19 protein-coding genes are annotated in these 24,037 nt (G+C 31.7%); 2 read left to right on the top strand and 17 right to left on the bottom strand.

What is annotated here, in order from left to right; all coding sequences use genetic code 11:
• Positions 1 to 8: 8 nt before the first annotated feature.
• A complete protein-coding gene (locus Q0921_RS02665) occupies positions 9 to 2,381 on the bottom strand; it encodes a TonB-dependent receptor (RefSeq protein ID WP_299252880.1) in 2,373 nt (790 codons plus the stop codon).
• 113 nt (positions 2,382 to 2,494) lie between these two features.
• On the opposite strand from Q0921_RS02665, the gene Q0921_RS02660 reads away from it, so the two are divergent.
• A complete protein-coding gene (locus Q0921_RS02660; RefSeq protein ID WP_299252877.1) occupies positions 2,495 to 3,508 on the top strand; it encodes a helix-turn-helix transcriptional regulator in 1,014 nt (337 codons plus the stop codon).
• Positions 3,509 to 3,515: 7 nt separating this feature from the next.
• On the opposite strand, the gene Q0921_RS02655 is transcribed toward Q0921_RS02660, so the two are convergent.
• From Q0921_RS02655 to Q0921_RS02590, 14 genes are all read right to left on the bottom strand, one after another.
• Positions 3,516 to 4,343 (bottom strand): crotonase/enoyl-CoA hydratase family protein, encoded by an 828-nt coding sequence (locus Q0921_RS02655; protein WP_299252874.1) that lies wholly within the window; start codon positions 4,341 to 4,343, stop codon positions 3,516 to 3,518.
• 4 nt (positions 4,344 to 4,347) lie between these two features.
• Positions 4,348 to 5,466: a heparan-alpha-glucosaminide N-acetyltransferase domain-containing protein gene (locus Q0921_RS02650; RefSeq protein ID WP_299252871.1), complete on the bottom strand. Its 1,119-nt coding sequence runs from the start codon at positions 5,464 to 5,466 to the stop codon at positions 4,348 to 4,350.
• Positions 5,467 to 5,484: 18 nt separating this feature from the next.
• On the bottom strand, positions 5,485 to 7,929 hold the full coding sequence (locus tag Q0921_RS02645; protein WP_299252868.1) for a GNAT family N-acetyltransferase: 2,445 nt from the start codon (positions 7,927 to 7,929) through the stop codon (positions 5,485 to 5,487).
• Between the two features lie 12 nt (positions 7,930 to 7,941).
• Complete coding sequence (locus Q0921_RS02640; protein WP_299252865.1) at positions 7,942 to 10,389, bottom strand: GNAT family N-acetyltransferase; 2,448 nt, start codon at positions 10,387 to 10,389, stop codon at positions 7,942 to 7,944.
• A 9-nt stretch (positions 10,390 to 10,398) separates the two neighbouring features.
• Positions 10,399 to 11,583, bottom strand: coding sequence for an MFS transporter (locus Q0921_RS02635; protein WP_299252862.1), 1,185 nt, complete (start codon positions 11,581 to 11,583; stop codon positions 10,399 to 10,401).
• Positions 11,580 to 12,905: a lysine N(6)-hydroxylase/L-ornithine N(5)-oxygenase family protein gene (locus Q0921_RS02630; protein ID WP_299252859.1), complete on the bottom strand. Its 1,326-nt coding sequence runs from the start codon at positions 12,903 to 12,905 to the stop codon at positions 11,580 to 11,582. Before Q0921_RS02630 ends, Q0921_RS02635 begins: the two co-directional genes overlap by 4 nt.
• Positions 12,906 to 12,920: 15 nt before the next feature.
• Positions 12,921 to 14,426, bottom strand: coding sequence for an aspartate aminotransferase family protein (locus Q0921_RS02625; RefSeq protein ID WP_299252857.1), 1,506 nt, complete (start codon positions 14,424 to 14,426; stop codon positions 12,921 to 12,923).
• 461 nt (positions 14,427 to 14,887) lie between these two features.
• On the bottom strand, positions 14,888 to 15,790 hold the full coding sequence (locus Q0921_RS02620; protein WP_299252855.1) for a GTP-binding protein: 903 nt from the start codon (positions 15,788 to 15,790) through the stop codon (positions 14,888 to 14,890).
• A gap of 55 nt (positions 15,791 to 15,845) precedes the next feature.
• Entirely contained in the window at positions 15,846 to 16,172 is a 327-nt protein-coding gene (mog, locus tag Q0921_RS02615) for a molybdopterin adenylyltransferase (RefSeq protein ID WP_299252852.1), read from the bottom strand.
• On the bottom strand, positions 16,094 to 16,378 hold the full coding sequence (locus Q0921_RS02610) for a hypothetical protein (protein WP_299252849.1): 285 nt from the start codon (positions 16,376 to 16,378) through the stop codon (positions 16,094 to 16,096). Before Q0921_RS02610 ends, mog begins: the two co-directional genes overlap by 79 nt.
• Positions 16,379 to 16,453: 75 nt before the next feature.
• Entirely contained in the window at positions 16,454 to 18,130 is a 1,677-nt protein-coding gene (locus Q0921_RS02605; protein WP_299252846.1) for an alkaline phosphatase PhoX, read from the bottom strand.
• Positions 18,131 to 18,139: 9 nt separating this feature from the next.
• Positions 18,140 to 18,637: a hypothetical protein gene (locus tag Q0921_RS02600; RefSeq protein ID WP_299252843.1), complete on the bottom strand. Its 498-nt coding sequence runs from the start codon at positions 18,635 to 18,637 to the stop codon at positions 18,140 to 18,142.
• Positions 18,637 to 19,110, bottom strand: a complete 474-nt coding sequence (locus tag Q0921_RS02595) for a hypothetical protein (protein WP_299252840.1) — start codon at positions 19,108 to 19,110, stop codon at positions 18,637 to 18,639. Before Q0921_RS02595 ends, Q0921_RS02600 begins: the two co-directional genes overlap by 1 nt.
• 123 nt (positions 19,111 to 19,233) lie before the next feature.
• Entirely contained in the window at positions 19,234 to 19,638 is a 405-nt protein-coding gene (locus tag Q0921_RS02590) for a MerC domain-containing protein (RefSeq protein ID WP_299252837.1), read from the bottom strand.
• A gap of 462 nt (positions 19,639 to 20,100) precedes the next feature.
• On the opposite strand from Q0921_RS02590, the gene Q0921_RS02585 reads away from it, so the two are divergent.
• Positions 20,101 to 22,341: a TonB-dependent receptor plug domain-containing protein gene (locus Q0921_RS02585; protein ID WP_299252834.1), complete on the top strand. Its 2,241-nt coding sequence runs from the start codon at positions 20,101 to 20,103 to the stop codon at positions 22,339 to 22,341.
• 160 nt (positions 22,342 to 22,501) lie between these two features.
• On the opposite strand, the gene Q0921_RS02580 is transcribed toward Q0921_RS02585, so the two are convergent.
• Together Q0921_RS02580 and Q0921_RS02575 are read right to left on the bottom strand one after the other, a co-directional pair.
• Positions 22,502 to 23,017 (bottom strand): hypothetical protein, encoded by a 516-nt coding sequence (locus Q0921_RS02580; RefSeq protein WP_299252831.1) that lies wholly within the window; start codon positions 23,015 to 23,017, stop codon positions 22,502 to 22,504.
• Between the two features lie 157 nt (positions 23,018 to 23,174).
• Positions 23,175 to 24,020, bottom strand: coding sequence for an enoyl-CoA hydratase/isomerase family protein (locus Q0921_RS02575; RefSeq protein ID WP_299252828.1), 846 nt, complete (start codon positions 24,018 to 24,020; stop codon positions 23,175 to 23,177).
• Positions 24,021 to 24,037: the final 17 nt, after the last annotated feature.

Genomic DNA, 24,037 nt, shown 5'->3' with positions numbered 1-24,037 from the left:
AAATTATTTTAGTTTGATATATAATATCTTAGTTTGATATAGAAAGCTCTTCCTGGTTGTTGAATTTCGAAATTGTCAAAGATTTTAGCATCCGTAATATTTCTAGCTAAAGCAGATATATTATATCGCCCATCTTTAAAAGAGTACCCTAGTTCTAGATTATGTGAAATCTGTTCTGGTATAATATCTCTATCTTCTGGATTGCCTTCTACAAAAGATGTAAGCGGATAGTCATGAACATAATATGTGCTCCAGGAAACATTAACTTGATCTTTTAGGGAAAATATGTTTTCAAATCTTCCTCCGATATTAGCATTTCCAAACAAATAAGGAATATTTGCTATCCGCTGGTTTCTTAAAAAAGTTACACCGGCATTTTGTCCAGCATTTCTATCAACTATATTTTGATATGTAGCATTTAGATTTAAAAAAAAGCTATCATATAGAATTTTTATCTCACCTTCTACACCTGTACTTCTAGCATCAGCAGTATTGTAGAATCTGGAGAATATACCTTCTGATCTAATGGCTATAAAATTTTCAGATGCTCTAAAAAATAGATTAGTATCTATCTGGAGTTTGAAATCATTAATAGCTGTGTTGAAAAGTGCTCCTAGATTGGCATTGTAACTTTCCTCTGGCAAAAGAGTTGGATTTGATTTCAATAAAAAACCATCTCCTAACACTTCATAACCTTCCGGAATCCTAAATGTTCTTTCGAAAGAACTCTTGATTTGAAAGTTGTCAAGTACTTTATAGGTTGTAGCAAAACCATATCCTAATTCTTCAAAATTGTTTTCGAATTGTGTAAACCTTTCTTCTTCTATGTTCGTAAATAGATCTTCAACGATCCCTTCTGAGTTTAGCACATATCCTTTAGAAAAAATGGAGGTATTCCATCTATCCTCCAGCAAGTTGATGTCATAAGAAAGGCCTAGTATATTTTTGTTAACTATGTGAGGATCCTGAAATGCAATTCTTCCTATTCTAGCAACATCTTCTCCTTTTCTACGAATGTAATTTTTGGTATAGTTAAAACTTAATGAATGTGATTCATTAAAAGTATATGTAGCCAATGCATTAATTAAGTGTAAATTATCTTTAAACTCAAATAGTGTTTTACTAGCTTCAAATTCTCCAAGGGTTTGATCACCACGTTCTATAAAATTACCAAACCAGTCGTATTTTCTAGAAGAAGTATCTACTACTCTTTCGTTGTTTTGTGTAATGGAGCCATAAATTTTCAGCTTTAGTTTTTCTTTAAAAAGATTGTTTTTTTCGAACTCTATTGAACCAGAAATAATATTATTTTCACTAAAAACTTCTCCAAATGGATTTTGTGGATCAATCGGATGTTGGATTTCGTTTTCGTTAGCAGATGCAGTAAAACCTACAAGCAATCGATCTGCATATGACTTATCAACGAATCCAGTTTGTAGACGTACCATTTGAGAATTATAAGCGTCATGGAATCGTTCTACATTATCTCTACGAATACCAGTGTCATTACCTAATTCATCTCTTACTTCAATGTCATCGATAGTATAGTTGTTGTCAGAATGGTTATAAAATGAAGACAACTGAAACATCCATCCTTTTTTACCATAATACTGACCGTTAATTGTGGCGCGATGGGTATTAAATGAACCTACGTCATAAGAGGCGTCCAGAAAATCTACTTTACGTTTATTTGTAATAATATTTATTGCACCACCTAGTGCATCTGCTCCCAAATAAATAGGAACTACTCCTTTATATACTTCTGCTCTTTCTACAAGTGTAGCAGGAAAATTATTAAGTGACAGGGAACTACCAAAATTTTCTAATGGGATACCATCGATAAAAAACTTTACTTGTTTGCCAGACAACCCATTTAAAGAAAAATCAAAAGCAGCCCCTAATCCTCCTCTTTGTCTGATATTTACTCCAGGTATTGTGGTTAAAACAGCATTTATATCTATACTACTATTTTTTAATCCTTTGGTTTCTATAATCTCTACTTCAAAAGCTTTTTCTTTAGTCTTCTGTGCAACTGTTTTACTTTTAATGATAACATCATTTAATTCTTCTATATTTTCTTTTAAAATGATGTGTACGTTTGTTTCTGCTGATGATCCAACAGTAATAGAATACAATAAGGTTTGAAAACCGATGTAACTTGTTTCCAATGTATAGGATCCATTTGGAATACGAAGCTTAAATTCTCCATCAATATCACTGCTCGTCCCTATGTTTTTTAGTTCAACTACGCTAACAGAAGCTCCTGATATAGGATGCGCATTTTGATCCACAATTATGCCTTGTATGATCCCCTGTCCTTGACAAAAAAGCGTAACTAAAAACAATAAAAAGACACTGTTTTTTCTTTTTAAAATAACCATTGACTGTAAGATTTTTTATTTATTTTAGCGGCTTGAAATATATTATTTATAATTAGTCTAAATAAAATTAAAACGCAAAATTAGTATCTAAGAGTAGAGAAAAATGACGCATTATGGATAAAAAAAGACGAGAAAAAACGTCGTTTAAAACCGAAATAACTAAAAAGAAAAGGATAGGTACTTTATATGCTGTTTCAGAACAGGTAACATCTTATGAACAATGTGGTATCACTTCAAAAAAACATCAGTTTTTGAAGCAGTTTGGAATAGGATTCTTTCAAGTACATCAATTCGAAGGGCTATCAATTATAATTTTGGACGTAATACTAAAAGAAGATTTGAAGTTAGAAGGAGAATTACACAATGACTTCTTAGAAATGTCTTTCCTTATTGAAGGAGAGCAAATTATTAAAATCAACGGTATTGCTAAAGATTTAATTTATGAAAGTCAGGAATGTTACTTTTTATATTTAACAAACATTAAAGGTAGTATCTCATATCATAAAAGAAAACGACTTAAAGAGGTTAAAATTAGAATGAGTAATGATTTTATTAAAAGACATAAACTTAATGAAGCTTATAATGTTTTGGAGAATTATTCTTTACTAAAACATCAAGATAATTGTTTAAAGCCTCTATGTACAAAGACGCAGGATATACTTTCTGAGATTCTGACAGATAAGCGAAAAGGATTATTAAAAAGATTGTTCCTAGAGTCTAAGGTCCTAGAACTAGTGGCACTAAAATTAGAAACCAAATCAGTAAATACTAAATCAATAAATGCTTCACCGTCTGATAATTTAATTAAGAAATTATATAAAGTACAGCATTTTATCTCTTCTGACCTATCTATACAACATTCTATCCATCAATTATCAAGACAAATTGGATTGAATGATTTTGTGTTAAAAAAAGAGTTCAAAATTTTATTTGGTAAAACTATTTTCGAATATGCTATCGAACTTAGAATGGATAAGGCAAGACAATTATTACTTCATAGTAAAAAACCTATTTATGAAATTTCGGAATTGGTAGGTTACAAAAACTCAACACATTTTACAGCTGCTTTTAAGAAAATAGAAGGAATTACTCCAAAAAAATATAGAAGTACCTCAGAAAATGAATAAGAATAATTTAACTCACGATTTTAACTTTTCTATATTGAGCATTTATTAAAATTTCCATTTTTCGCAAGTCAAATTTTTCAATTTGCATACAAGCGTTTACCCAAAGGTTGGTTATTTCTAATAGTTCGTTTTTTGATAGCGGATTGATTAGCTTTTTACATTGAATATGATGATATTCAAAATTAAACTTTTCTGTTATTGATTTAGTAAACCTGTATAATTCGGGAATAGCATTGCCTTTCTTACTGATATATTCGATAAGGCCTAAAGTTTGTAAATACTTGGCTTTCTGAACATTTCCGCTTCTTATCAACACATCTGCATCCATCGTACTTAGCTTACGCATTAATAAGCTGTGTGCACCCATTCCGGGAAACAAATTAAATTTGTTTTCTGGTAAACAAAACTGTGCTCCTTCTTCTGCAATGATAAAGTCATGTGCCAGCGCACATTCAAACCCGCCACCATAAGCATTACCTTCTACTAATGCAATTGTAATAACGGGTAATCCAAAAGAGTTGTACATATTATAAATAGCATCGATACATAAATGTGCATATGTTCTTAATTTAGAAACATTATCAGTTTTAATACTATCCAAAAAATAGGTAAGATCACCTCCCATATTATAAATTCCTGAATGTTCTGATCCCGAAACAATAAATTTTAGAGGTCTATCAGGATGTAAAAAGTATTCTTTTACCCAAGTACAAAACTCTCGAAATTCCTGCAGACCTTGTAAACAAAAATTAGGCATTCCAGTATCTCTAATTTTCCACAGTAAAAGTTCTTCTTTTTTAAAATATGCTACGGATACACAATTAAATTGTCTCATAATTTTAAGATTTTGATATAACTATGGGTTCTTTGGCTATTCGTGTTTGTTTTTTTGATTTTAGATTAAAAAATAACATATCTAACCCAAACCTTTGAACTCCCAAGGTCAACAAAATATAAAAGGGAATTAATAGAAGTACAGCTGTGACACCAAATTGTTGGTATCCGAAAACGCTCATCCCCCAGCAAATAACTACCCATTGAATAATATAAATTGTAGTTACTCGCATACTACAATAATACAGGAACCTAAAGATATTATTTTCTTTAACCCTTGTTACTAATAATTGTGCAATCCATAGCAATACAAGATTGAATCCAGCTAAGTACAATGTTCCTCCTGGACCAAGATGGAAGTAATCTCCAAAATGATACTCGAAATTATAATAACATAATCCACCTCCAATAAGCATTAATGTAATCCCCGCTATTAACATGCTACGAAACAAATAATTAGAACTTCTATTTTTTTCTTTATACCACATTCCAAAAAACATCCCAATTAGTATAAAAGAAAACCATGGAAATACTGCGAAATACACATTCCAATCAGCTCCCCACAACAGATCTAACAAATAATCTATTCCTATAATGCCTATTCGAAACCCGTGTACTTCTTTGGTCAAAAGCGTGATGCAAAGAGCAATAATTAGGGGTATATATTTATTTTTAGATAGTTTATTAATCAATCCCATAAATAATAAAGAGACTCCTGCTAATTGAAGTATATCTCCAGTTCCTAGCATATAAATCATATTATCAAAGGTCACAGGGGTTGTCCACCCATATGCTGCTATAAAATTATCAGGTATTATATCTAAAAGAACTGGAAGTACAAACTTTAAAAAGTTCATTAAATATCCAATACCTAAAATATAAAATGCCCTTTTAATAGATAAAAATATACTTTGATTACGAGATAGTGTAAAGGATACTCCCATTGCGATTAAAAACATAGGAGTTCCTTTTCCTATAAAATGCACTACGGAACCTAACCAAGTTTCTGATTGTGTCGTAATATCTCCATAAATCCATAACGTGTGTACGATAATTACCAGTAATACACTTATACCTCTTGCAAGATCTATGGCTAAAATTCTATTTGGTTTTACTGTTAACATATGATTTTTTTTGAATGTTTAGTTGTCTTTTATGAGTTCGAACTTCCTATTATTCATTTTTAAATCTTTAAATTTTGCGATAGGATTTTGTAATGTCCCTTCTAGAATCAAGCTCTCCATAGGATCTGCAAGATTTAACATTTGTTGTGTGTTTTTAAGTTGTAATCGATTGAGGCAACAGCGATCAAACTCTGGAACGAAAAGATCATATCTTTCAAATTTTGATGTCAATTCCGGATGTCGAAACTGATATAGGTGTATGCATTCGGAAACCAGTTCCCAGAACAAATCTTCAGGAAATCCTAAGTGTTTTTCCAAAATGGTAGACAGGAACCGAAAAAAGCAGTCAAACACATCAGTAAACAAAGTCAATACTTTCATCTTGTCAGATGTATTTGTATACAACCTTTTTACTTTTTCTGGCATGTCTTGGTCTAAATAAAAAACAATAATTTCTTCTGTAATGTCTTTCATCAGGATCTTTACAGGAGTGTGGTTCTCCATGACCATGATAATATTTTCTCCGTGAGGCATGAATACCAATTCATGCGCATAAAAACAATGCAACAAAGGACTTAGGTATGCGTGTAAATATTTACGAAGCCATGTATTTGTATCAAACGGTGATTGTTTGATAAACTCTGCCAATAATGAATTTCCATCATTGTCTATATGAAGAAAAGATGCCATAGTTATCAATTCCTGTCCATTCTTGGTTTTGGTATGTGGGCTTTCTCTCCACAAAGCTGACAACATTTTGTTATACGGATTGGTTTTACCCAATACTTCATAATATGTGTTTTGGAAACCAACTGTAGCAACCTCACCAAGCATGGTAAATCCAGTTTCTTTTATATAGTGATCTTTCTCTAATAGATTATTAATCCACCGAGTAATCTCAGGAGTACTTTGCATATAATACGGAGAAAGTCCTCGCATAAAGCCCATATTCAAAATAGATAGCGCTGTTTTTGTATACATTTTTTCAGGATGAGAAGTGTTGTATAACGTACGAATAGACTGTTGGGCGCTATAATAATCTTCTCCTTCTCCTAGAAACACAAGCATATGGTTAGCAATGTCAGCCGCAAATACTTGAGAAATTTTATTCTTCCATTGCCAGGGATGTACTGGAATAAAAACAAAGGATTCCATATCCAGACCCAAAGATTGAAGCTTGTTATGGAACTTTGTAATAGTCACAATGCCTAATTCTTTATGGATTACATTTTCGTATTCAAATTTTTCTACAGCCGTATATGTCGCTTTACTTTTGTGTCCTGCTAACCAAAAAATTTTAAAAGGTTGGTTAGTTTCGGGGGCATATTTGGCATAATCTTCATTGTTAAAACCAATTCTACCATTATTAGCTACAAAACAAGGGTGCCCTTCGGTCATTGCGTGTTCGATAACCTGAAAAGAACTATTAACCAATTCAGGAGAAGAAAATTCTTGATGCGAGTACTTATAACAAATACTGGATAATGTGCTGGAAACCTCTTCTAAGTATACTGATAATAAGTGTTTTGGAATTCCTAATGTATATACAAAATCAATAATGAATTGTAAAGCGTTTATGGCAACAGGTGTATCATTCACTTTTTTTATAATAGAGGCTTCCTCAATATCCCAATGATCCAAGGCTCTTTTTTGAGCTATAAACTCATAAGTCACTTCCGATGTATCTGAAGTCAAGAGGAAACGATCGCTATCTCCAATTCGTTTGGGTTGCAAAACTAATTCGTGAGAAAATTCACTAATTGCTTTTTTTACCAAAGCTATATTTGCCTTTTTCCATGATTCTGGATTAAGATGTTCCATAGTCAACTTGGATTCGAAATTAGTTATTGTGTCATTTTTCATAGATTTCCATGCTAATAGCAGTAATTTTTTGGCTTCTCTGTAATTATCTAATTCACAAAAAGCCAATGCAGCTTTTTTTTCAGGTAATTCAATTTCTTTTAGATATTTGAATCCTGCTTTTTTATTCAGTTTATGTATCTTTTCATTACGAATGTCAGGCTCTACAACTATTCTACCAACGTGAGGTTGTTCGAAAAAATATTCTAATACCGTACTGAATATATTCCAGGTAAAACCGTGAATTCTTTTTTCTGGAGGAGCGATCAAAATGTGCATCCCATAGTCAGTATCTTTTACATTATAGTAATTTGAAATCCGATCTTCTGAAGCTTTGTATTTTTCCATTAAGAAAATAGGCTCATTCTTATAAACTCCTATGAATACCTCATAGTTGGGAGTCGCAACCAGTTTTCTATATTCTGAATATACTTCTTCTAAAGTTTTGTTTATCATTCCCCAATAACTGGCGTACGATTGGGTTACCCACTCGTGGATGATTGCTATATCTTTATTAAGATCTAATCGATGTATGCGTATCTTACCAAACTCTTTGATAGTTCTAGAAAACACAAGATTTGATATGGTTCTATTTTCATTCATACTATTATCTAATCAAGAAACTACTTTAACACTATCTTTTTTAAAAGCTGTTATTGGATTTTCTAATTTCCCAGCAAACTGAAGTAAAGCAACGGGGTCATCGAGATCAATCATTTGCTTGTGATTATTCAGTTGGAGTCTGTTCAAACAGGACAAATGAAAATCTGGAGCAAACAAATCATATTGTTTAAATTTTGCTTCTTTTTCCGGATAACGATCTTGATATGCCTGAATATTCTCTGCTATAGTTTTCCAGAATCTCTTTTCAGAAAAATCCGCATATTCTTCTAAAATGTGTCCCATAAACCTGAAAAAACCATCAAAAATATCTGTAAAAATGGAAAGTAATTTCACATCTTCGGGAACAGGAACATACATACGTTTGAGATATTCTGGTAGCTCAACATCAGGATTTAAAATACAAGCTTCTTCTGTAATATCTTTCATAAAAACCTTCACAGGAATGTGATTTTCTAAAATCATTATGATGTTCTCTCCATGAGGCATAAACACCAAATCAAAATGATAGAAACAATGCAATAATGGACTCAGATAGGCTTTTAAATACAAGCTCAACCAATCTTCTATAATTAAGCCTGATTTTTTAATGATTTTTGGCAATAAAGCTTCATTGTTATGATCAATATGAAGAAATGCCGCCATAGTCATAGGTTGCTGGCTTTCTTTGATATTTGCCGTCGGACTTTCTCTCCAAAGAGAAGCTAGCATCTTATTGTAATCATTATGAACTCCAAATTCTTCAAAATATGGGTTCACATAACTTACTGAAGCAACTTCTCCCAACATTCTAAATCCTGTTTCTTGAATATAGGAATCCTTATAAAGTAATTCTTCTAACCAAACCGCCATTTTAGGAGCAGTACCCAAATAGTATAACGGAAGTCCGCGCATAAAGCCCATATTCAAAATAGAGAGTGCAGTTTTAGTATAGAATTTTTCAGGGTTTGTACTATTGAATAATGTACGCACCGATTGTTGAGCAAGGTATTGATCTGGACCGTAACCCAAACAGATTAGATTTCCTAAAGCAATTTCTGGTGAAAATATGTTGGCTAACTTATTAAACCATTGCCACGGATGCATAGGGATAAAGAAATAATCATCTGGATTTAAACCTTTATTTTTTATAATCGCTTCAAATGAGGCTATCGTATCATTATCTAGTTCTTGTTGTATTAAAGTATCATACGATAGTTCAGACGTAGCGGCATATACTGCTCTACTTTTATGTCCTGCCAACCATAATAGTGAAAAAGAATTTCCTGCTTCTGGTGCATACGACCTATAATCACTGCTATCGAAACCGATACGACCATTGTTGGCTACAAATCCAGGATGACCTTCGGTCATGGATTGCTCTATGGTTTGAAAATCAGCATTAACTAGTTCCTTAGATGTTGGGTTCCCTTTTAAGAATTTAAAAGCACTCCCATATAAGGTACTAATAACTTCTTCAAGATATATTGGCATCTGATTACCTTTGATACCTAATTGTTTTCTAAATTCTTTAATGAACAATATAGCATCCAAAATAATAGATTCGCTTTCTTCATATTTTTTAATTGATTCTTTATCAATCCACAAATGATTTAAAGCAAGTGGTTTAGCATTAAATTGATATTGAATTGTAGGGTTATCTGTTTTTAATATATAGCTATTCCAACCATCAGTATGCTGTTCTAATATGATAGGTTTGATTAAAAGTTCATGGCTAAATTCACCAATAGCTTTTGCTACTAAAAGTGTATTTGCTTTCACCCAAACTTCGGTTTGTAAATGAGCAACAGATTGTTGGGGCGAAACGGCATTATCTAGTGTATTCATTGCGCTGCGTTTATTAATTTTTGAAATTGAGGTTGTTAGTTGATATTGATCTTTGGTTAAAAAAGCCAATTGGGCAGTCTTATTCGGTAATTCTACTATCTTATCTAATTGAAACCCGATACGTTGACATAAAGCGAACATTTTTTTATTACGTATATCAGGTTCTACTAAAATTTTATGCACATCAGAATCCTGAAAGATAAAATCCATGATTGCATTAAATAAATACCAAGTGAAATTCGGAATTCTAATTTCTGGAGGAGCCACAATAATATGAATACCACAATCACCATTTTGTACAGGATATAATTCCCCAATATGATCAAATTTTGGATTGTATCGTTCTAATACAAAAACAGGTTGATCTTGAAATATACCTACAAAAATATCATAATGATCAGGCTGCATTAACCTAGCATATTCTTGTCGAACTTCTTGTAAATTACTTCCTTTCATACCCCAAAAAACAGCATAATCAAGGTTTATCCATTGGTACAGTAATTCACTATCTTCTGTGATTCTGAAAAGCCGAATATCGATATCCCCAAAACCATCAAAAGATTTAGTAAAAAGTGTATGATATTCGTGTGCTATATTCTCTTTTGAATTTTTCATTAAGAGTTTTTATGTTTTTGCTAATACTTTTGAAGTGTTTTTTATGGCTATTTTGAAAATGAAATAGTAAAGTAATAGCGTGATGATAAATCCAACTAAAGCTACTATAAATGGAACCTGTAACCCATGATTATCTACCAATAGTCCAACTGAAAAAGAAGAAACTAATACTCCTAAATTCTGAAAGAAATGTACTTTACTATAGTCGATAGCATATGATTCTGGTGTACTTAATTCGAATAGTAGTACGTCGAATTTTACCACACCCAGAAAGATTGCCCATCCATAAATGACTCTTCCAATAATTACAAAAACTTCAAAAGGAACACCTTGTAATAATAAACCAATAGTTCCAAGAAGTAATACCGGTATAATTCCTTGGAAATTAGTATTCGTTGATTTTCTTCTGAAGTTCATCCATAAGGCGATTAGGGCGACAAAACCGGGTATTGCATAAATAGTACCTGAAATAAGCTTAGAGTCATAGACAGAAATATGCTCCCAATAGGTTGAGAAAAAAGGTCTTATTAAAAAATCACTGAAATACAAAATCATAGTGATTAACCCTATTTTGAGAATAAATCTTTTAGGGATCATTTTTTTATCCACTTGATCTATAAATGCTTCTTCTTCTGGAGATACCGAAGTATTATACTTATCACTTCTTATTAGATATATACTCATAAACATTTGGATAAAATCACCAAGTGCCATAATTAGAAAGATATAACTGGCATCGATAAGATCAACGACTAAACCGCCAATGACTGCCCCTAAAATTCCACCTAAGTGTACTACTACAGATAATAATCCAATAGTACCAGAATGTTCTTTTTTGGTAATTAGTTTTAGTATATACGGATATACCAAAAGATAACTCCCTTTAAATAAAATCATTACTAATGAGATGATCCAGAAATTGATATAAGAGTTTGTCCAATAACAAAATAGAGCGAATATTCCTGCTATTAACTGGGTATATACTAATATGTTTAGCTCTGCTACTTTTTTAGAAATATATGCCCAAAATGGAAATGAAATCATCACCATAAAACAGATCGCTGCGAAATAATACCCAACCCACTCTGGATCTGTTACTCCAAACCGAGCTTCGAAAAATTGCGGATAAAAAGGGTGTAACAAGTAATCACTTATTACTGCTACCAAAGTCATTATGATTAGAAGTTTTTTCATAATACAGATGCTTCTCTCTTAATTTCTTCTTCTTCTTTAACTTCAAATTGTTGGAAAGCAATTCTTTTTTCTAACGGATAATAATCTGTTCCCGTAAGTTCTTTGATGATATATGAGTTTCGATAAGCTGCCATTCCCAAATCTGGAGTAACAAAACCATGGGTGTGTAATTCAACATTCTGTACAAAAATATCTGTACCCTTTTGGTCTATAGCATAATTGCGGTGCACATTGTATCTGCCTTTTTCATCCCATCTAATTACATCCCTAATACCTTCTATGAAATTAGGTTGTTGATACTCATAACCGGTGGCTAGTACCAATCCTTCAGTTTGATATCCGAAATATTTATCCTGTTCAGTTTGATGAAGTTCTAAATTAAACGTATCAAGTGCTTGGTCATATACAGTTTTTTGAAGTTCCGAATTGGTTCTTAGATTTATTTTTACATCATTTTGTAACCGTTTCGTATAGATTAGATCGAAAATATTTGCAAGTAGGTCCTGATTGATTCCTTTGTATAAATGCTTTTGATTTCTAATCAATTCATCCCTTTTATTTGATGGAAGGTTATAGAAATAATCTACATACTCCGGAGACGTCATTTCTAAAGTAAGTTTTGAATATTCCAAAGGAAAAAACCTTGGCGATCTTGTGATCCAATTGAGTTCATATTCTCTGGAATCAATATCTTGTAAAAGATCATAAAAAATTTCTGCAGCACTTTGTCCACTACCCAATATGGTTATCGATTTTTTGGATTGTAGTTGTTCTTTACTTGGAAGGTAAGCCGAAGAATGAATAGCTTTTCCTTTTAAATCTTTACAACAATTAGGAACATAAGGTTGTGTTCCTGTTCCCAAGATTAATTTCCGGGTTTTGTATACTTTTTGTTCGTTTTTTTGAGAGCACTTTGAAAAGATTGTATAATATTTTTCCTCTTGATTATAGAAAATTTCATTAACCTCTGTCCGAAAATGAATATTGGATAACTTCTGAATGGCCCATTTACAATATTTATTATACTCATTACGTAATACCAGGAAATTTTCTCGAATATAAAATGAGTATATGCGTCCTTCCTCCTTTAGGTAATTTAGAAAACTAAAAGGATTGGTTGGATCCGCTAGTGTTACTAAATCGGCCATAAAAGGAATCTGAAGTGTGGTATCCTGAAGCATCATACCTGGATGCCAATCAAATTTTTCTCTTTTATCTAAAAAAACTCCGTCCAATTCGGCGATAGGATTGGTTAAACATGCTAATCCCAAATTCATCGGCCCCACTCCTATGGCTACAAAATCTATTATATCTTTATTCATCATTTTGCTGTCTATTTAATTGATCGTTTTATAATTTTTTCCTGTATCCTTAATCATTTGTATGATGTTTAATAAGTCATCTATGGTACTTTTAGGATTTAGCAAAGTGAATTTTAAATATACTTTCCCATCTAATTTGGTACTCGCAACTGATGCCTGACCAGATTTAAAAAGTTTGTTTTTTATGTAAAGATTAATTGTATCATGCACAGTATTAGAAGTTACTTCTGGAACTTTATATCTAAATACTAGTGTACTAAGTTCTGGTTTGTGAACGACTTCAAAACAAACATCATCTTTAATATTATAATAGAGATCTAAAGCTAGGTAATGCACTTTTTCTAAGAATGATCCAATAGTTTTAGCACCGGTCATTTTTAAAGAAAACCAAAGCTTTAGTGCATCAAACCTTCTAGTAGTCTGAATAGATTTTTCAATTAAATTAGGAAATTCCTCATCTCTGTGCTCGAGTGGATTCAGATAATCAGCATAGTAGGATACATATTTAAAGTGTTTTGTATCACGAACCAAAAAAGCACTCGAACAAACGGGCTGAAACATGGTTTTATGAAAATCAATAGTCACTGAATCTGCGTGTGCTATACCACTAAGTAAATGTTGATGTGTTTCTGTTAATATATAACTACCACCATAAGCGCCATCTACGTGAAACCAGATGCCATATTCCTTTGCAATCTTTGCAATGGTTTCTAAAGGATCAAAACTACCAAAGTCTGTTGTTCCTGCTGTCGCAACTACTGCGATAGGAATATTACCTAATTGTTTCTCTTTCTCGATCGCCTGTACTAGAGCATCAGATTCCATCTTCATCTTGTCATCAGTAGGTACAGGAATCACAGCATTATAACCCATTCCCATTAGAGCTGCATTTTTCCTTATACTGAAGTGTGCTTTTTCTGAACAGAAAAAACGAAATTTTGACACTACATCCGACCAACCATTTTCTTTTAGGTTTAATCCAAAATGTTTGAACGCATAGTCATCTCTGGCAAGGAGAAGCGCCATAAAGTTAGATTGTGTTCCTCCACTTGTAAATACTCCATCTGAGGTATCCGGTAATTTCATTTCCGCACAGATCCACCGAATCATTTCCTGTTCTATTAAAGTGGCAGAAGTACTTTGATCCCAGGTTTCTATTGCTGTATTTACTGATGATGCAACTAAATCTCCTATGATTGCTGGTAACAGTACCGGACAATTAAGATGCGCAACATAATTAGGATGATGAAATGCTATAGTATGATCAAGATATAATTCTTTTACTTCTTTTAAAGCTTCATCAATGGTTAAATTGACTTGCGAATTTGGAGTTATTAAATGTTTCTTTGAACCAAAATCACTGATTAGATCTCCACTATAAAATTGATCTCTATCCAGAAAAGACTTTATGTGTTGTATGGTTTTCAGAATGTATTCTTCGTAAGTATATTTTGATTGTGAGTTAAAAAATTGTTCTATATCACGATCAATAACTAAGTTGGTATGTGTTTCGAGGAGCATATTATATTTATTTGGTCTAAATAAGTTTTGCGAATTTAAACTCAAGTCAAAATAAATTCATGACGTATTTAGGAAAAAAAAAGACGTAGCAAAAAAAGGAGTATATATTAATGATTATTTCACCTAACAAGAGTTAATCCGAAATTTCATTACAATAAAGCTATTCACGGTATATCTCAATGAAAAATCAAGCCCTATAAAGTAAATATTATTCTAAATTATATTTTTTACTATTTATTACTTTATAGATTTTACGTAGCTGATAAATTCTATTTTTATAACTATAATCTGTAGTTCAGTATGTATTAAAGCTTATTAAAATATAAGATTACTGTTAGGATCATAAAAACGTGTCCTGAGCTTGTAGGAAATTGAAAAAAGACAGATTTTTAGGTTCACTATATATCTTATATTCGATAAAACGCTTGTATATTCCCCTACCCTGTGATCAGTAAATTTTCCTACGCTGTGATCATACTTTTTTTAATAGCATTTTCTAGTATAGAAGGTTTACTACCAGGACCAATACTAAGTAATTTTGAACCTGTTATTGGAATTCCATTGAAAGGTCTAATATGTACTTCACCAGCGGGAGTACGTTCAAAATAAGTGTAATTGGTATCGTCATCAATTTTAGTACAACCTTTTACTCTGAGAATACTTTTAGGCAAGGCCAAACAAATATTATGGATGCATGTTGAGTTAGGTAAGTCTGGTAAATCTACTGAGCACGAAGCCCAATGCGCTTTTTGGTGATCAAACCTATGTACTGTATTTTCAGCTGGTAATAACTCTGGAAGCAATGAAACATCTAAACTGTCCATAGTTACTGTTTTCGCAATTGGATTCAGTATTTTTATTTCATTAATCACTTGACTTTTTCGGCTCTCCTGTACGTTTTCAAGATGTGTTAAAACTAATAACGAAGAAACCTGAATTTGATTAGCTTCCAGTTCATTATGTTCATCTCGTTGTTGCCAGTTTTTAACATCAACAACCGAAATTTGAATTGGAGGTAAGAATCGATCATTAAGTCCAACACCTAAAAACTCCATTAATCTGCACGCATCAGATGTTCCATTAGCTTCAATTAACGTAATTCCGTTTTTCCTTTCAGGAATTCTATTCACCGTATTTCTAAGTTCCACTATACCACTACAGCAAATGCAACTACCGCTTAAAGGCCTAATGTTATTTAATTTGATATACTTAGCAAATTGTTGGGCATCCATATTGGCATTTTCATAATCATTAAGAATAACAAATGGGTTCCAACCTTTATTATTAAATTTTTTTAACAGATATTTTAATAATGTTGTTTTACCAGCTCCCAAAAATCCAACAACAGTTATAATAGCTTCCATATTTCTATACAATATCTTAGTTATGATAGATTTTTAAATATCATACAATCCAAATTCACTTCTTTTTAGGCCTAAATGGTTTAATAATGGCTTCATTGCATTCTAAATATGGTCCATTCATAAGGTCTATACAATATGGTACAGCGGGGAAAACGGCATCTAAACATTCTCTGATAGACTTTGGTTTCCCTGGTAAATTAATAACTAAACTGCTACCTCTAAGTCCAGCAGTTTGTCTTGATAGAATAGCCGTAGGTACAAATTTTAGAGATTCAGTTCTCATAAGTTCTCCGAAGCCAGGCATCATACGATCGCATACCGCTTCAGTAGCTTCTGGTGTAACATCTCTCTTAGCAGGACCAGTACCTCCTGTAGTAACCACCAAGCAACATTTGTCATTATCGACCATTTGGATAATTTTTTTTCGATAACTTCTTGTTCATCAGGAACTATTTTATAAACCTCTTCCCATTCTGAAACTAAATAATCGTTTAATGTATTTATAATTGACTTTCCGCTTATGTCTTCGTAAACACCAGCATAAGCTCTATCACTTACAGTTATAATTCCTATTTTGACTATTGCCATGTTTATTTTTTTACTTCTGTCTAAAGTTATCCTGATTTACTTATAATAAGTGATATTTTATGTTTTTTATATTAACTAGGATTCAATTTTATTCAGTACGTTCATTTTTTCGATTAAAGTTCCTGTAATGGCAACTACAGCGGGTTTTGGGATGTTATCATTATCAAAAGGCCACTTGCTGGTTAAGTTGTTTAAATCCTTGGATTGTTCACCAGGATGTTGAATACTTAAAAAAAGTGTTTTTCCGTCAGGAGAAAACCAAGGACCAGTAAACTCTGCGTCTTTTGGAGCAGAAGCAACACGAATAACTTTTCCACTATCTTTTCCATATCTTGGAATTACAAACAAACTATTATTTTTAAAAGGCATATAGGGTTTATCATCTTTATTCATGGCGTTTCCTGACATATCTGAAGTCATCCAAAGATTACCAGCTATATCAAAGGCTAGATTATCCGGACATGAGAATCCATTTTCTTCACCACCAGCAATGTAAGTTGAAGCTTTAAAAGTTAAGGCATCATAGGCGCCATTATTTTCTTCAATTTTTAAAATAGATCCATGCCAGTCATTTTTGACTTTATTATTAGTTAATGAAATAAATACATTTCCAGTGATGGGATCAATTTCGATATCTTCTGGTCTATTCAACTCCGTAGCACCCAGTAATTTTGCAGCTTCTCTTGATCTAATAAGAACTTCTGTTTGATCTGTAAATTTCTCCTTCAGAATAGGTTGATTTTCCCAATCTAAGGCTAACCATTTACCATTTATAGTATCTGCAACATACAATGTACCTTCCTTTAAAGAGCCAGGTTTGGAAGAAATAAACTTGTATAAATGTTCATTATTGCTATCATCACCAGTATAAGCAACCACTCGTTTATCTTCTAATTCATACAATGTACAGCATTCGTGAGCAAACCTTCCTAAAGCAATATGTTTTTGAGATGTTCCATCTTTCGGGTTTACTTCAACCACCCAGCCATAATGCTCTGGAGGATAATTATAAAAGTTTTCCCAGCCATATTTACTTGGTTTATGAGTTGTATTATCTTTTTCATCGTATTCTGTTTCTCCAAAACAACTATCGTAATTTTCTTCACAAGTAAGGAAGGTTTTCCAAGGGGTAATTCCTCCAGAACAATTACTATTAGTACCGATTACAGAGGTTTTTCCTTTTATTGGTGTATCCCAATTCAATTTTATTTCAGTATTACCAGTAATTCTTCTGTTATGCGGGTCGTTTTCTACCACTTTCCATACACCGCTCTCCTCCCTTATTCTAACAATACTTCCTCCTACATTGTACATTTCTTTGTCTACTTGTTCTTTTGTCCGATGTTGTTTTGGGTTTTTATAATTCCTATAATTGAAATCTGAAACAAAAAGTGGATTTACATACTCATGATTTACCCATAGTAATCCATCCTTTGGATTATTTTCATCTAAGGGTAAAAAGCAAGTAAAATCATTATTAAATCCAAAAGTATCTGCATTATTAATGTTATCACCCCATTTTATTATCGTGTGATAATTTAACCCTTTGGTGAGCAATAAATCATCGGCATCAGAAGCTTGTATAGGTTCGAGAACAAAATTTTTTAGTTTTCCTGTTTTTTTTTCGGTAATTGTTTCTTTTAAAACTGGAGTGGTAATATTGCCACAATTGATTAAAAATTGAGGTGTTAAAACTGCTCCAATACTTGTTTTACCTAAGAATGAAATAAACTTTCTTCGATTGTATGACATTATGTTATTTTAGTTTAGATGATATGTTTCTATACATAGTAAATCCGAATAAACGTTTTCAAATTTATGCTGAAATCTATCATATATTTTTGCAGTAATTTTTACTTGCTGATTTACTGAATTCCCTAATTCAAGTTTTAATTCTTTGATCTTACTATTTAGGTAAAAGGAAAGAATAGAAAAATGATTGTAATCATCATATCTAAGGGATTCGGAATGTTTCTTTTTATTTTTAATCTCTTTATAGAAGGTACTTAATCCTCTTATGTTTGAAAAATTATTGTTTTTCAAAGCATCTAAAATAAAGTGGTTATCGTTAGAAAGGACGAAACATACTTCATTAATACGATGTTTACTAATTAATATTTTAATTTCTGTTATGGTATTATTACTAAAGATAACGGAATTGCCAAGTGATGTGTAAAAATAATTTTCATTTCTGAAAGTATTATTAATCACAGTTTCTAAGCAATCAGTAGGACATAATGAATAAAGACACTTTTGCATTATACAATTGTATCTATGGTATATGGGAATGATGAATGGTGTACATCTATTTTCAACATCCTATCAAACAATTTATAAGCAAATGTATATTCAACTTTTGCTTCATTACCACTTATATCAGTAAAAAAGTAGTTACCCATAGCAATTGCTCTATTTTCGTCTAAAATGATATTGGCATTTTCAAACCTTACTTTTATCCAAGGATTGATAGCAAAACCTTTATCTTCTTTACAAGCACGATCGTTTCCGGCAATAAAATAAGATAAAGCGTACGCCTTTTTTGGTCTAAACTGTTCAATCTCACATTTGGTTGGTTTAAAGAGAACAGTCCCTGATTCAAATGCGTAAAGTTTATCTAAAAATTCACTAGCATAAGCTTCACAATCGGCTCTGCTTTCTTTTAATGAACCGATTTTAACGACACCTTCTCCCCAGGTGCTTTGCGCCTTTAATACTTGATCTTTTGTTATCATTTAAATTTAGTTACTATGATTTATATAATTTTAATGTGTTATTATCTAAAGAATTCATTTTGGGATGCTATTTAGAAAAACAACATCCATGTTTTAAAGTTGCAGTGAAGCTGTTTTTATCTTTTATTCACTTTTTATAAAACTTTTATGTAGACCACATTGACCGTATTTTTTATTGTATAAGTGTAATACTATTAATGCTATCGTGGGAACATATATCAGTTTTTCATCTAAATAAAACCAAGCATTTTTTTCATTTACTATGATTGTAGTTAATGAGAGAAAACTTAACCATAAAGAAGTTTTTATCCAGTTTTTAGAAGTTGTTTGTGTAGAATGATATATAGCAAAAAAGGAGATTATTAAAAAAAGATAATCTATACTTCCCCACCAAGCAGGCACCCCATTACAACAAGTCATTGAAGAACTTTGTACAATAAAAATTAGAGGAGTAGCAATACAATGTATAAGACAAAGTGTACTTGCTATGGCTCCTATACTGTCTGGTTTTTGTTTTATTAACAACATTATTTAAGGAATACAATTGATTTACAAATATAATATTATTAATCACTAAAGCAACTTAGTTGCATTAAATTAAATAACACTTAGCATATACTATGTGGATTACACATATGTATCCTTGATTATGACCATCGTTACATAGCAATTGGTGATTATAAGTTAAATATAATACAATAGTATCTTCATTTATTTATTAGATAAAGCTGTTCTACAAACGTTAGACTACCGTATACATAACCTTTAGTTCAATAATCTAAAACATACGAAATTGATCTTACCAATCATTCTCATAAATCGATACGTACAGTATTTTTAATCTTTTTAAAGATCTGAATATTTTGATTCTTTACCCTTTGAGAAATTCAGGATAAATGACCAAAAAATAACTTTAGATTTGATATTGAATAAAATTTAAAGACATCAATAAATTGGAAATATTTTTCTTTTTTTTGTAGCTTTATGGTTATGGGAAAATATATCATAATAATTGTTACACTTTTATTTAGTGCCAATCTAACTGCCAAAAATTTACCTACTGAAGAATCTAAAAATATTGCTATCTATTGGGATGCATCTCTTTCTCAAAAAAGCAAGAATATCACCAAGGAGCTTGAGTTTTTGGATATTTTTTTTAGGGAATATCCAAATACCAAAGTAAAGTTGGTAATAGTAAACTCCAAATTACTAACTGATGAGAACGTAGAGATCAAATCCTCTGATTGGAGTTCGCTAAAACAAAAACTTAGTAATGTAAATTATGATGGCGCGTTAGATCTTAGTTTAATAAATACAAAGGTAACGGCGGACTTCTTACTTTTTTTTACTGATGGCCAAGGTTATTTCGGTAAATTTAAAAAAAACCTATACAGCCCTAGAATAATTACAGTAAGTAGCACTCCAAAAATTAATAAAAAATTTCTTTATGAAACTTCCTTTTATAGTCTAGGGTATCATATTAACCTCCAAGAGCTTGATGCTAATTCTGGTGTAAAAGCTATTACGGAAAATAAAAAAATGATGCGTTTAGAGTTTGTTACTACTAAAAACACAGACTCAAAAAAAAAGTATGTAGAAGGTGTCGTTACTGATGATATAGATGTTCTACGTGATATAAATGTTCTAGTACAAGGTGAAAATAGAGGTACAATTACGGATCAAAGTGGTAATTATAAGATTGCTGTAGAACCTGGTGATGTTCTGGTCTTTAGCGGTACTAATAAAGAAAAAGTAATTGCAAAGGTAAATCCTGAAGATAATTTTATTGACATCAATATGAATGATAAGGTGACCAGTTTGGATGCAGCAATTGTTAAATCAAAAGTTCGAAAAGAACGAAAAATGGTTGATGTAGGTATAAGGAAAGTGGATAAAAATTCTTTAGGATATGCAGTACAAACTGTGGAGATAGATGATCAAATTAACTTGGGACAAGCCATCGCTGGTAAATTTGCAGGAGTTCAACTTAATAGTCGAAATAGTTTGAATGATGTTTTGATACGTACACGAAAGACGTTTTTGGGATCAAGTCAACCTACAATATATATAGACGGTATACCTACTGCTGGTAATCTTTCTGGTTTTCCTAATGATTCTGATATGCGAAAAGGAGCCGATTTGCTCGATTCATATAATGTGGAAAGTGTAAAAGTATTAAAAGGATTGGCGGCTACTAATTTGTATGGTACTTTTGGAGTTAATGGAGTGATATTAATTACTACTAAAGGAGGAAAACGATTATCCGGTAGGAATAAAGAAAAACAGCAAAAAGACGAAAAAATTACGTTTAAAATGTTTACATCTCCACTTCTTGTATCTCATAATCCAGCATCCGATTTTATAACGTTATTTAAAAAAGAATCTGACTACAATAAAGCTTATGAAGTGTATCTTACTATGAGAGATTTTCACAAAGATAATGTCACTTTTTTTGTAGAATGTGCTGATTATTTTTTTGATAATAATCAGAAAGATAAGGGGGTACAGATTCTTTCTAATCTCATAGAGTTATTTCCTAATAACACTTCTGTTCTCAAAGTGTTGGCTTTCAATCTTGAAAAAAGAGAGTTATTTAATTATGCGCAAAAAGTTTATCAAAGAATTATTGATGTTTCCCCGTTGCAGTCACAGATATATCTTGATTTGGCTAATAATTATTCTAATGGGAAACAATACCAGAAATCCATTGATTTGTTTAAAAAAATTAAAAATAATAAGGTCAATGAAATAGAATCTTTTAGTGGATTACAAAATCAAATTAAAAATGATTTTAAACATTTGTTATCAAAACGTAATCAAAAATGGAGAATAAATAACATTGACCAAAAGTTTTTTACGTTGCCCAAATATGATGTACGAGTTGTTACAGAATGGTCCCATCCTGTTGTAGAGTTTGAAATGCAATACATCAATCCAAAAAAACAGTATGTTGTTTTAAGTCATACGATGGAAAAAGATAAAAAAACTATAAATCGAGAGCTTACCAATAGATATACATCAGAAGAGTATATAATTGGGAAAGCAGAAAAGGGAGAGTGGTATTTAAACATTAAACTCCCCGATGATTATACTCCCAACATAAAAGAACCTAAGTTTTTAAAAATCAAATTATATACTAAATTTGGCAGTGCTGAAGAGAAATTACAAACACACGTAATTAATATGGATAGAATTACTAAAAATAGAATATTTACTTCTTTTAGATTCTAACATAAAGCACATTTCACAAGGAAAACATCCTTTATTTTATATAATATTGCTTGAATAAATGAAAGTATCAAAAACAAGTGAATATTTCTTCTTGTTTCATAATTACTCTTTGAGAGCATAATTTCTAATCAATTTTATCGATTTGATTAGAAAATTAATATTACCAAGGATTAGCTAACAATATGTCTTCTTTAGTAATTGGATTTGTTTTTATTGTATGTTTGATATGGTTAAGAAACTGGCATTGCATTTCTGGTAAATTTCCTTTCATAGGTTTAATATTGTTTCCGTGATTTCCCCAATACACAGTATTAATATTTAGGTTTTCTAAAAGGTATTCTTCCTCTTCTAGTATTTGCAATGGTGTTGCTTGTATAAATTCACCACTTTTTACCTCATTAGCTAATGGCGTTCCTGGTTGCACGGCTAAAACCATTGGTGCTATTTCTTCTGGTTGAAGAATATTTAAAAGTTTTGTAGTTTCAATGATATGTTCTTTTGATCGATATTTACCACCTAATCCAAAAATAAAAGACGCTAATACTTCTATTTCTGCTTCTTTGGCTTTTGCAGCACCTTCAATAGCTTGCTCTGGTGTCATTCCGGTATATATCTTCCTGTTTTCTTCTTTTAAATTGAGGTTTATCACGATACATATTGCAAAATGAACATTCATTATTAGAGCAACCAATAGTTACTTGGATTAATAAACTATTGGCTTCCATCCATGGACGCTATAACTTACCTACGTACTTCATTTTTTTTAATTATAAAATGTTAAATAAAAAGAATGCCCATATACTATGAGCATTCTTTTATATTATTAATAAGTTTTAGTTGATTTCTTGTAAATCAATTAACATACTCTCCCAGTTTTTTTGATTATTATGGTCGAATTGTGCTCCATTTTCATCTGCAATTGTAAAACGTTTTATCGCGGGTGTTTTACTTGTCGCTTGAAATAATTGATATGCTTCTTCTTTTAGTGCTTCAGCAATTGGTAAATCAATAGAAGCATAAACTGCACGTTTACAAGCTTCAATAGACTCTGCTGGAAATTTAGAAATACGTTCTGCTAATGCATCAACATATGCTCCGATTTTATCTGCATCTAAGGCTTTGTTAATTGTACCAAATTTTTCTGCTTCATCTGCATCCCAATCTTTTGCTCCTAAAATTATTTCAAGTGCTTTTCCTAGTCCTGCTTGTCTTGCCATACGTGATGCTCCACCACCACAAGGTAAAATCCCCATACCCACTTCCATTTGCATGAATTTAGCTTTTCCTCTAGCTGCAAAACGCATATCTAAGGCTAATGCCATTTCGTGTCCACCACCACGAGCAAAACCTTCTATTTTTGCTATGGTTGCTTGTGGTAAATTGCTTAATCTTTCTAATACTGATTGTAAATCAAGTAGTTTTATTTCGTTTCTTGGCACAGCCTCTTGAGACATATCTCTTAGTAGATTAGTATCATAATGACATACCCAATACCCCGGATTAGATGATTGAAAAACAACTACTTTTATACTTCTGTCTCGTTCTAAACGAAGACATAAACTGCTTAAGTCTGCTAGCATTTCTTGTCCTTGTACATTTACAGGACCGAAGTTGATATCCACTGTCAAAATCCCACCTTTTTGTTCTGCTTTAAATGTTTGAAAATTTTTGTAGTCCATTGTGTTTATATTTAAAA

Origin of the sequence: uncultured Aquimarina sp. (genome assembly GCF_947496855.1) — a bacterium.
GTDB lineage: Bacteria > Bacteroidota > Bacteroidia > Flavobacteriales > Flavobacteriaceae > Aquimarina.
Note: the sequence above shows the minus strand (reverse complement) of the source record. Positions and strands in the feature narration are given on the sequence as shown.

Excerpts from the sequence above, each read along its gene's own strand:
- Q0921_RS02640 (WP_299252865.1), bottom strand. The coding sequence starts at position 10,389 with ATGAAAAATTCAAAAGAGAATATAGCACACGAATATCATACACTTTTT.
- Q0921_RS02575 (WP_299252828.1), bottom strand. The coding sequence starts at position 24,020 with ATGGACTACAAAAATTTTCAAACATTTAAAGCAGAACAAAAAGGTGGG.
- Q0921_RS02650 (WP_299252871.1), bottom strand. The coding sequence starts at position 5,466 with ATGTTAACAGTAAAACCAAATAGAATTTTAGCCATAGATCTTGCAAGA.
- Q0921_RS02655 (WP_299252874.1), bottom strand. The coding sequence starts at position 4,343 with ATGAGACAATTTAATTGTGTATCCGTAGCATATTTTAAAAAAGAAGAA.
- Q0921_RS02610 (WP_299252849.1), bottom strand. The coding sequence starts at position 16,378 with ATGGCAATAGTCAAAATAGGAATTATAACTGTAAGTGATAGAGCTTAT.
- Q0921_RS02590 (WP_299252837.1), bottom strand. The coding sequence starts at position 19,638 with ATGTTGTTAATAAAACAAAAACCAGACAGTATAGGAGCCATAGCAAGT.
- Q0921_RS02585 (WP_299252834.1), top strand. The coding sequence starts at position 20,101 with ATGGGAAAATATATCATAATAATTGTTACACTTTTATTTAGTGCCAAT.
- Q0921_RS02645 (WP_299252868.1), bottom strand. The coding sequence starts at position 7,929 with ATGAATGAAAATAGAACCATATCAAATCTTGTGTTTTCTAGAACTATC.
- Q0921_RS02600 (WP_299252843.1), bottom strand. The coding sequence starts at position 18,637 with ATGCAAAAGTGTCTTTATTCATTATGTCCTACTGATTGCTTAGAAACT.
- Q0921_RS02665 (WP_299252880.1), bottom strand. The coding sequence starts at position 2,381 with ATGGTTATTTTAAAAAGAAAAAACAGTGTCTTTTTATTGTTTTTAGTT.
- Q0921_RS02625 (WP_299252857.1), bottom strand. The coding sequence starts at position 14,426 with ATGCTCCTCGAAACACATACCAACTTAGTTATTGATCGTGATATAGAA.
- Q0921_RS02595 (WP_299252840.1), bottom strand. The coding sequence starts at position 19,110 with ATGATAACAAAAGATCAAGTATTAAAGGCGCAAAGCACCTGGGGAGAA.
- Q0921_RS02605 (WP_299252846.1), bottom strand. The coding sequence starts at position 18,130 with ATGTCATACAATCGAAGAAAGTTTATTTCATTCTTAGGTAAAACAAGT.
- Q0921_RS02630 (WP_299252859.1), bottom strand. The coding sequence starts at position 12,905 with ATGAATAAAGATATAATAGATTTTGTAGCCATAGGAGTGGGGCCGATG.
- Q0921_RS02580 (WP_299252831.1), bottom strand. The coding sequence starts at position 23,017 with ATGAATGTTCATTTTGCAATATGTATCGTGATAAACCTCAATTTAAAA.
- Q0921_RS02620 (WP_299252855.1), bottom strand. The coding sequence starts at position 15,790 with ATGGAAGCTATTATAACTGTTGTTGGATTTTTGGGAGCTGGTAAAACA.
- Q0921_RS02635 (WP_299252862.1), bottom strand. The coding sequence starts at position 11,583 with ATGAAAAAACTTCTAATCATAATGACTTTGGTAGCAGTAATAAGTGAT.
- Q0921_RS02660 (WP_299252877.1), top strand. The coding sequence starts at position 2,495 with ATGGATAAAAAAAGACGAGAAAAAACGTCGTTTAAAACCGAAATAACT.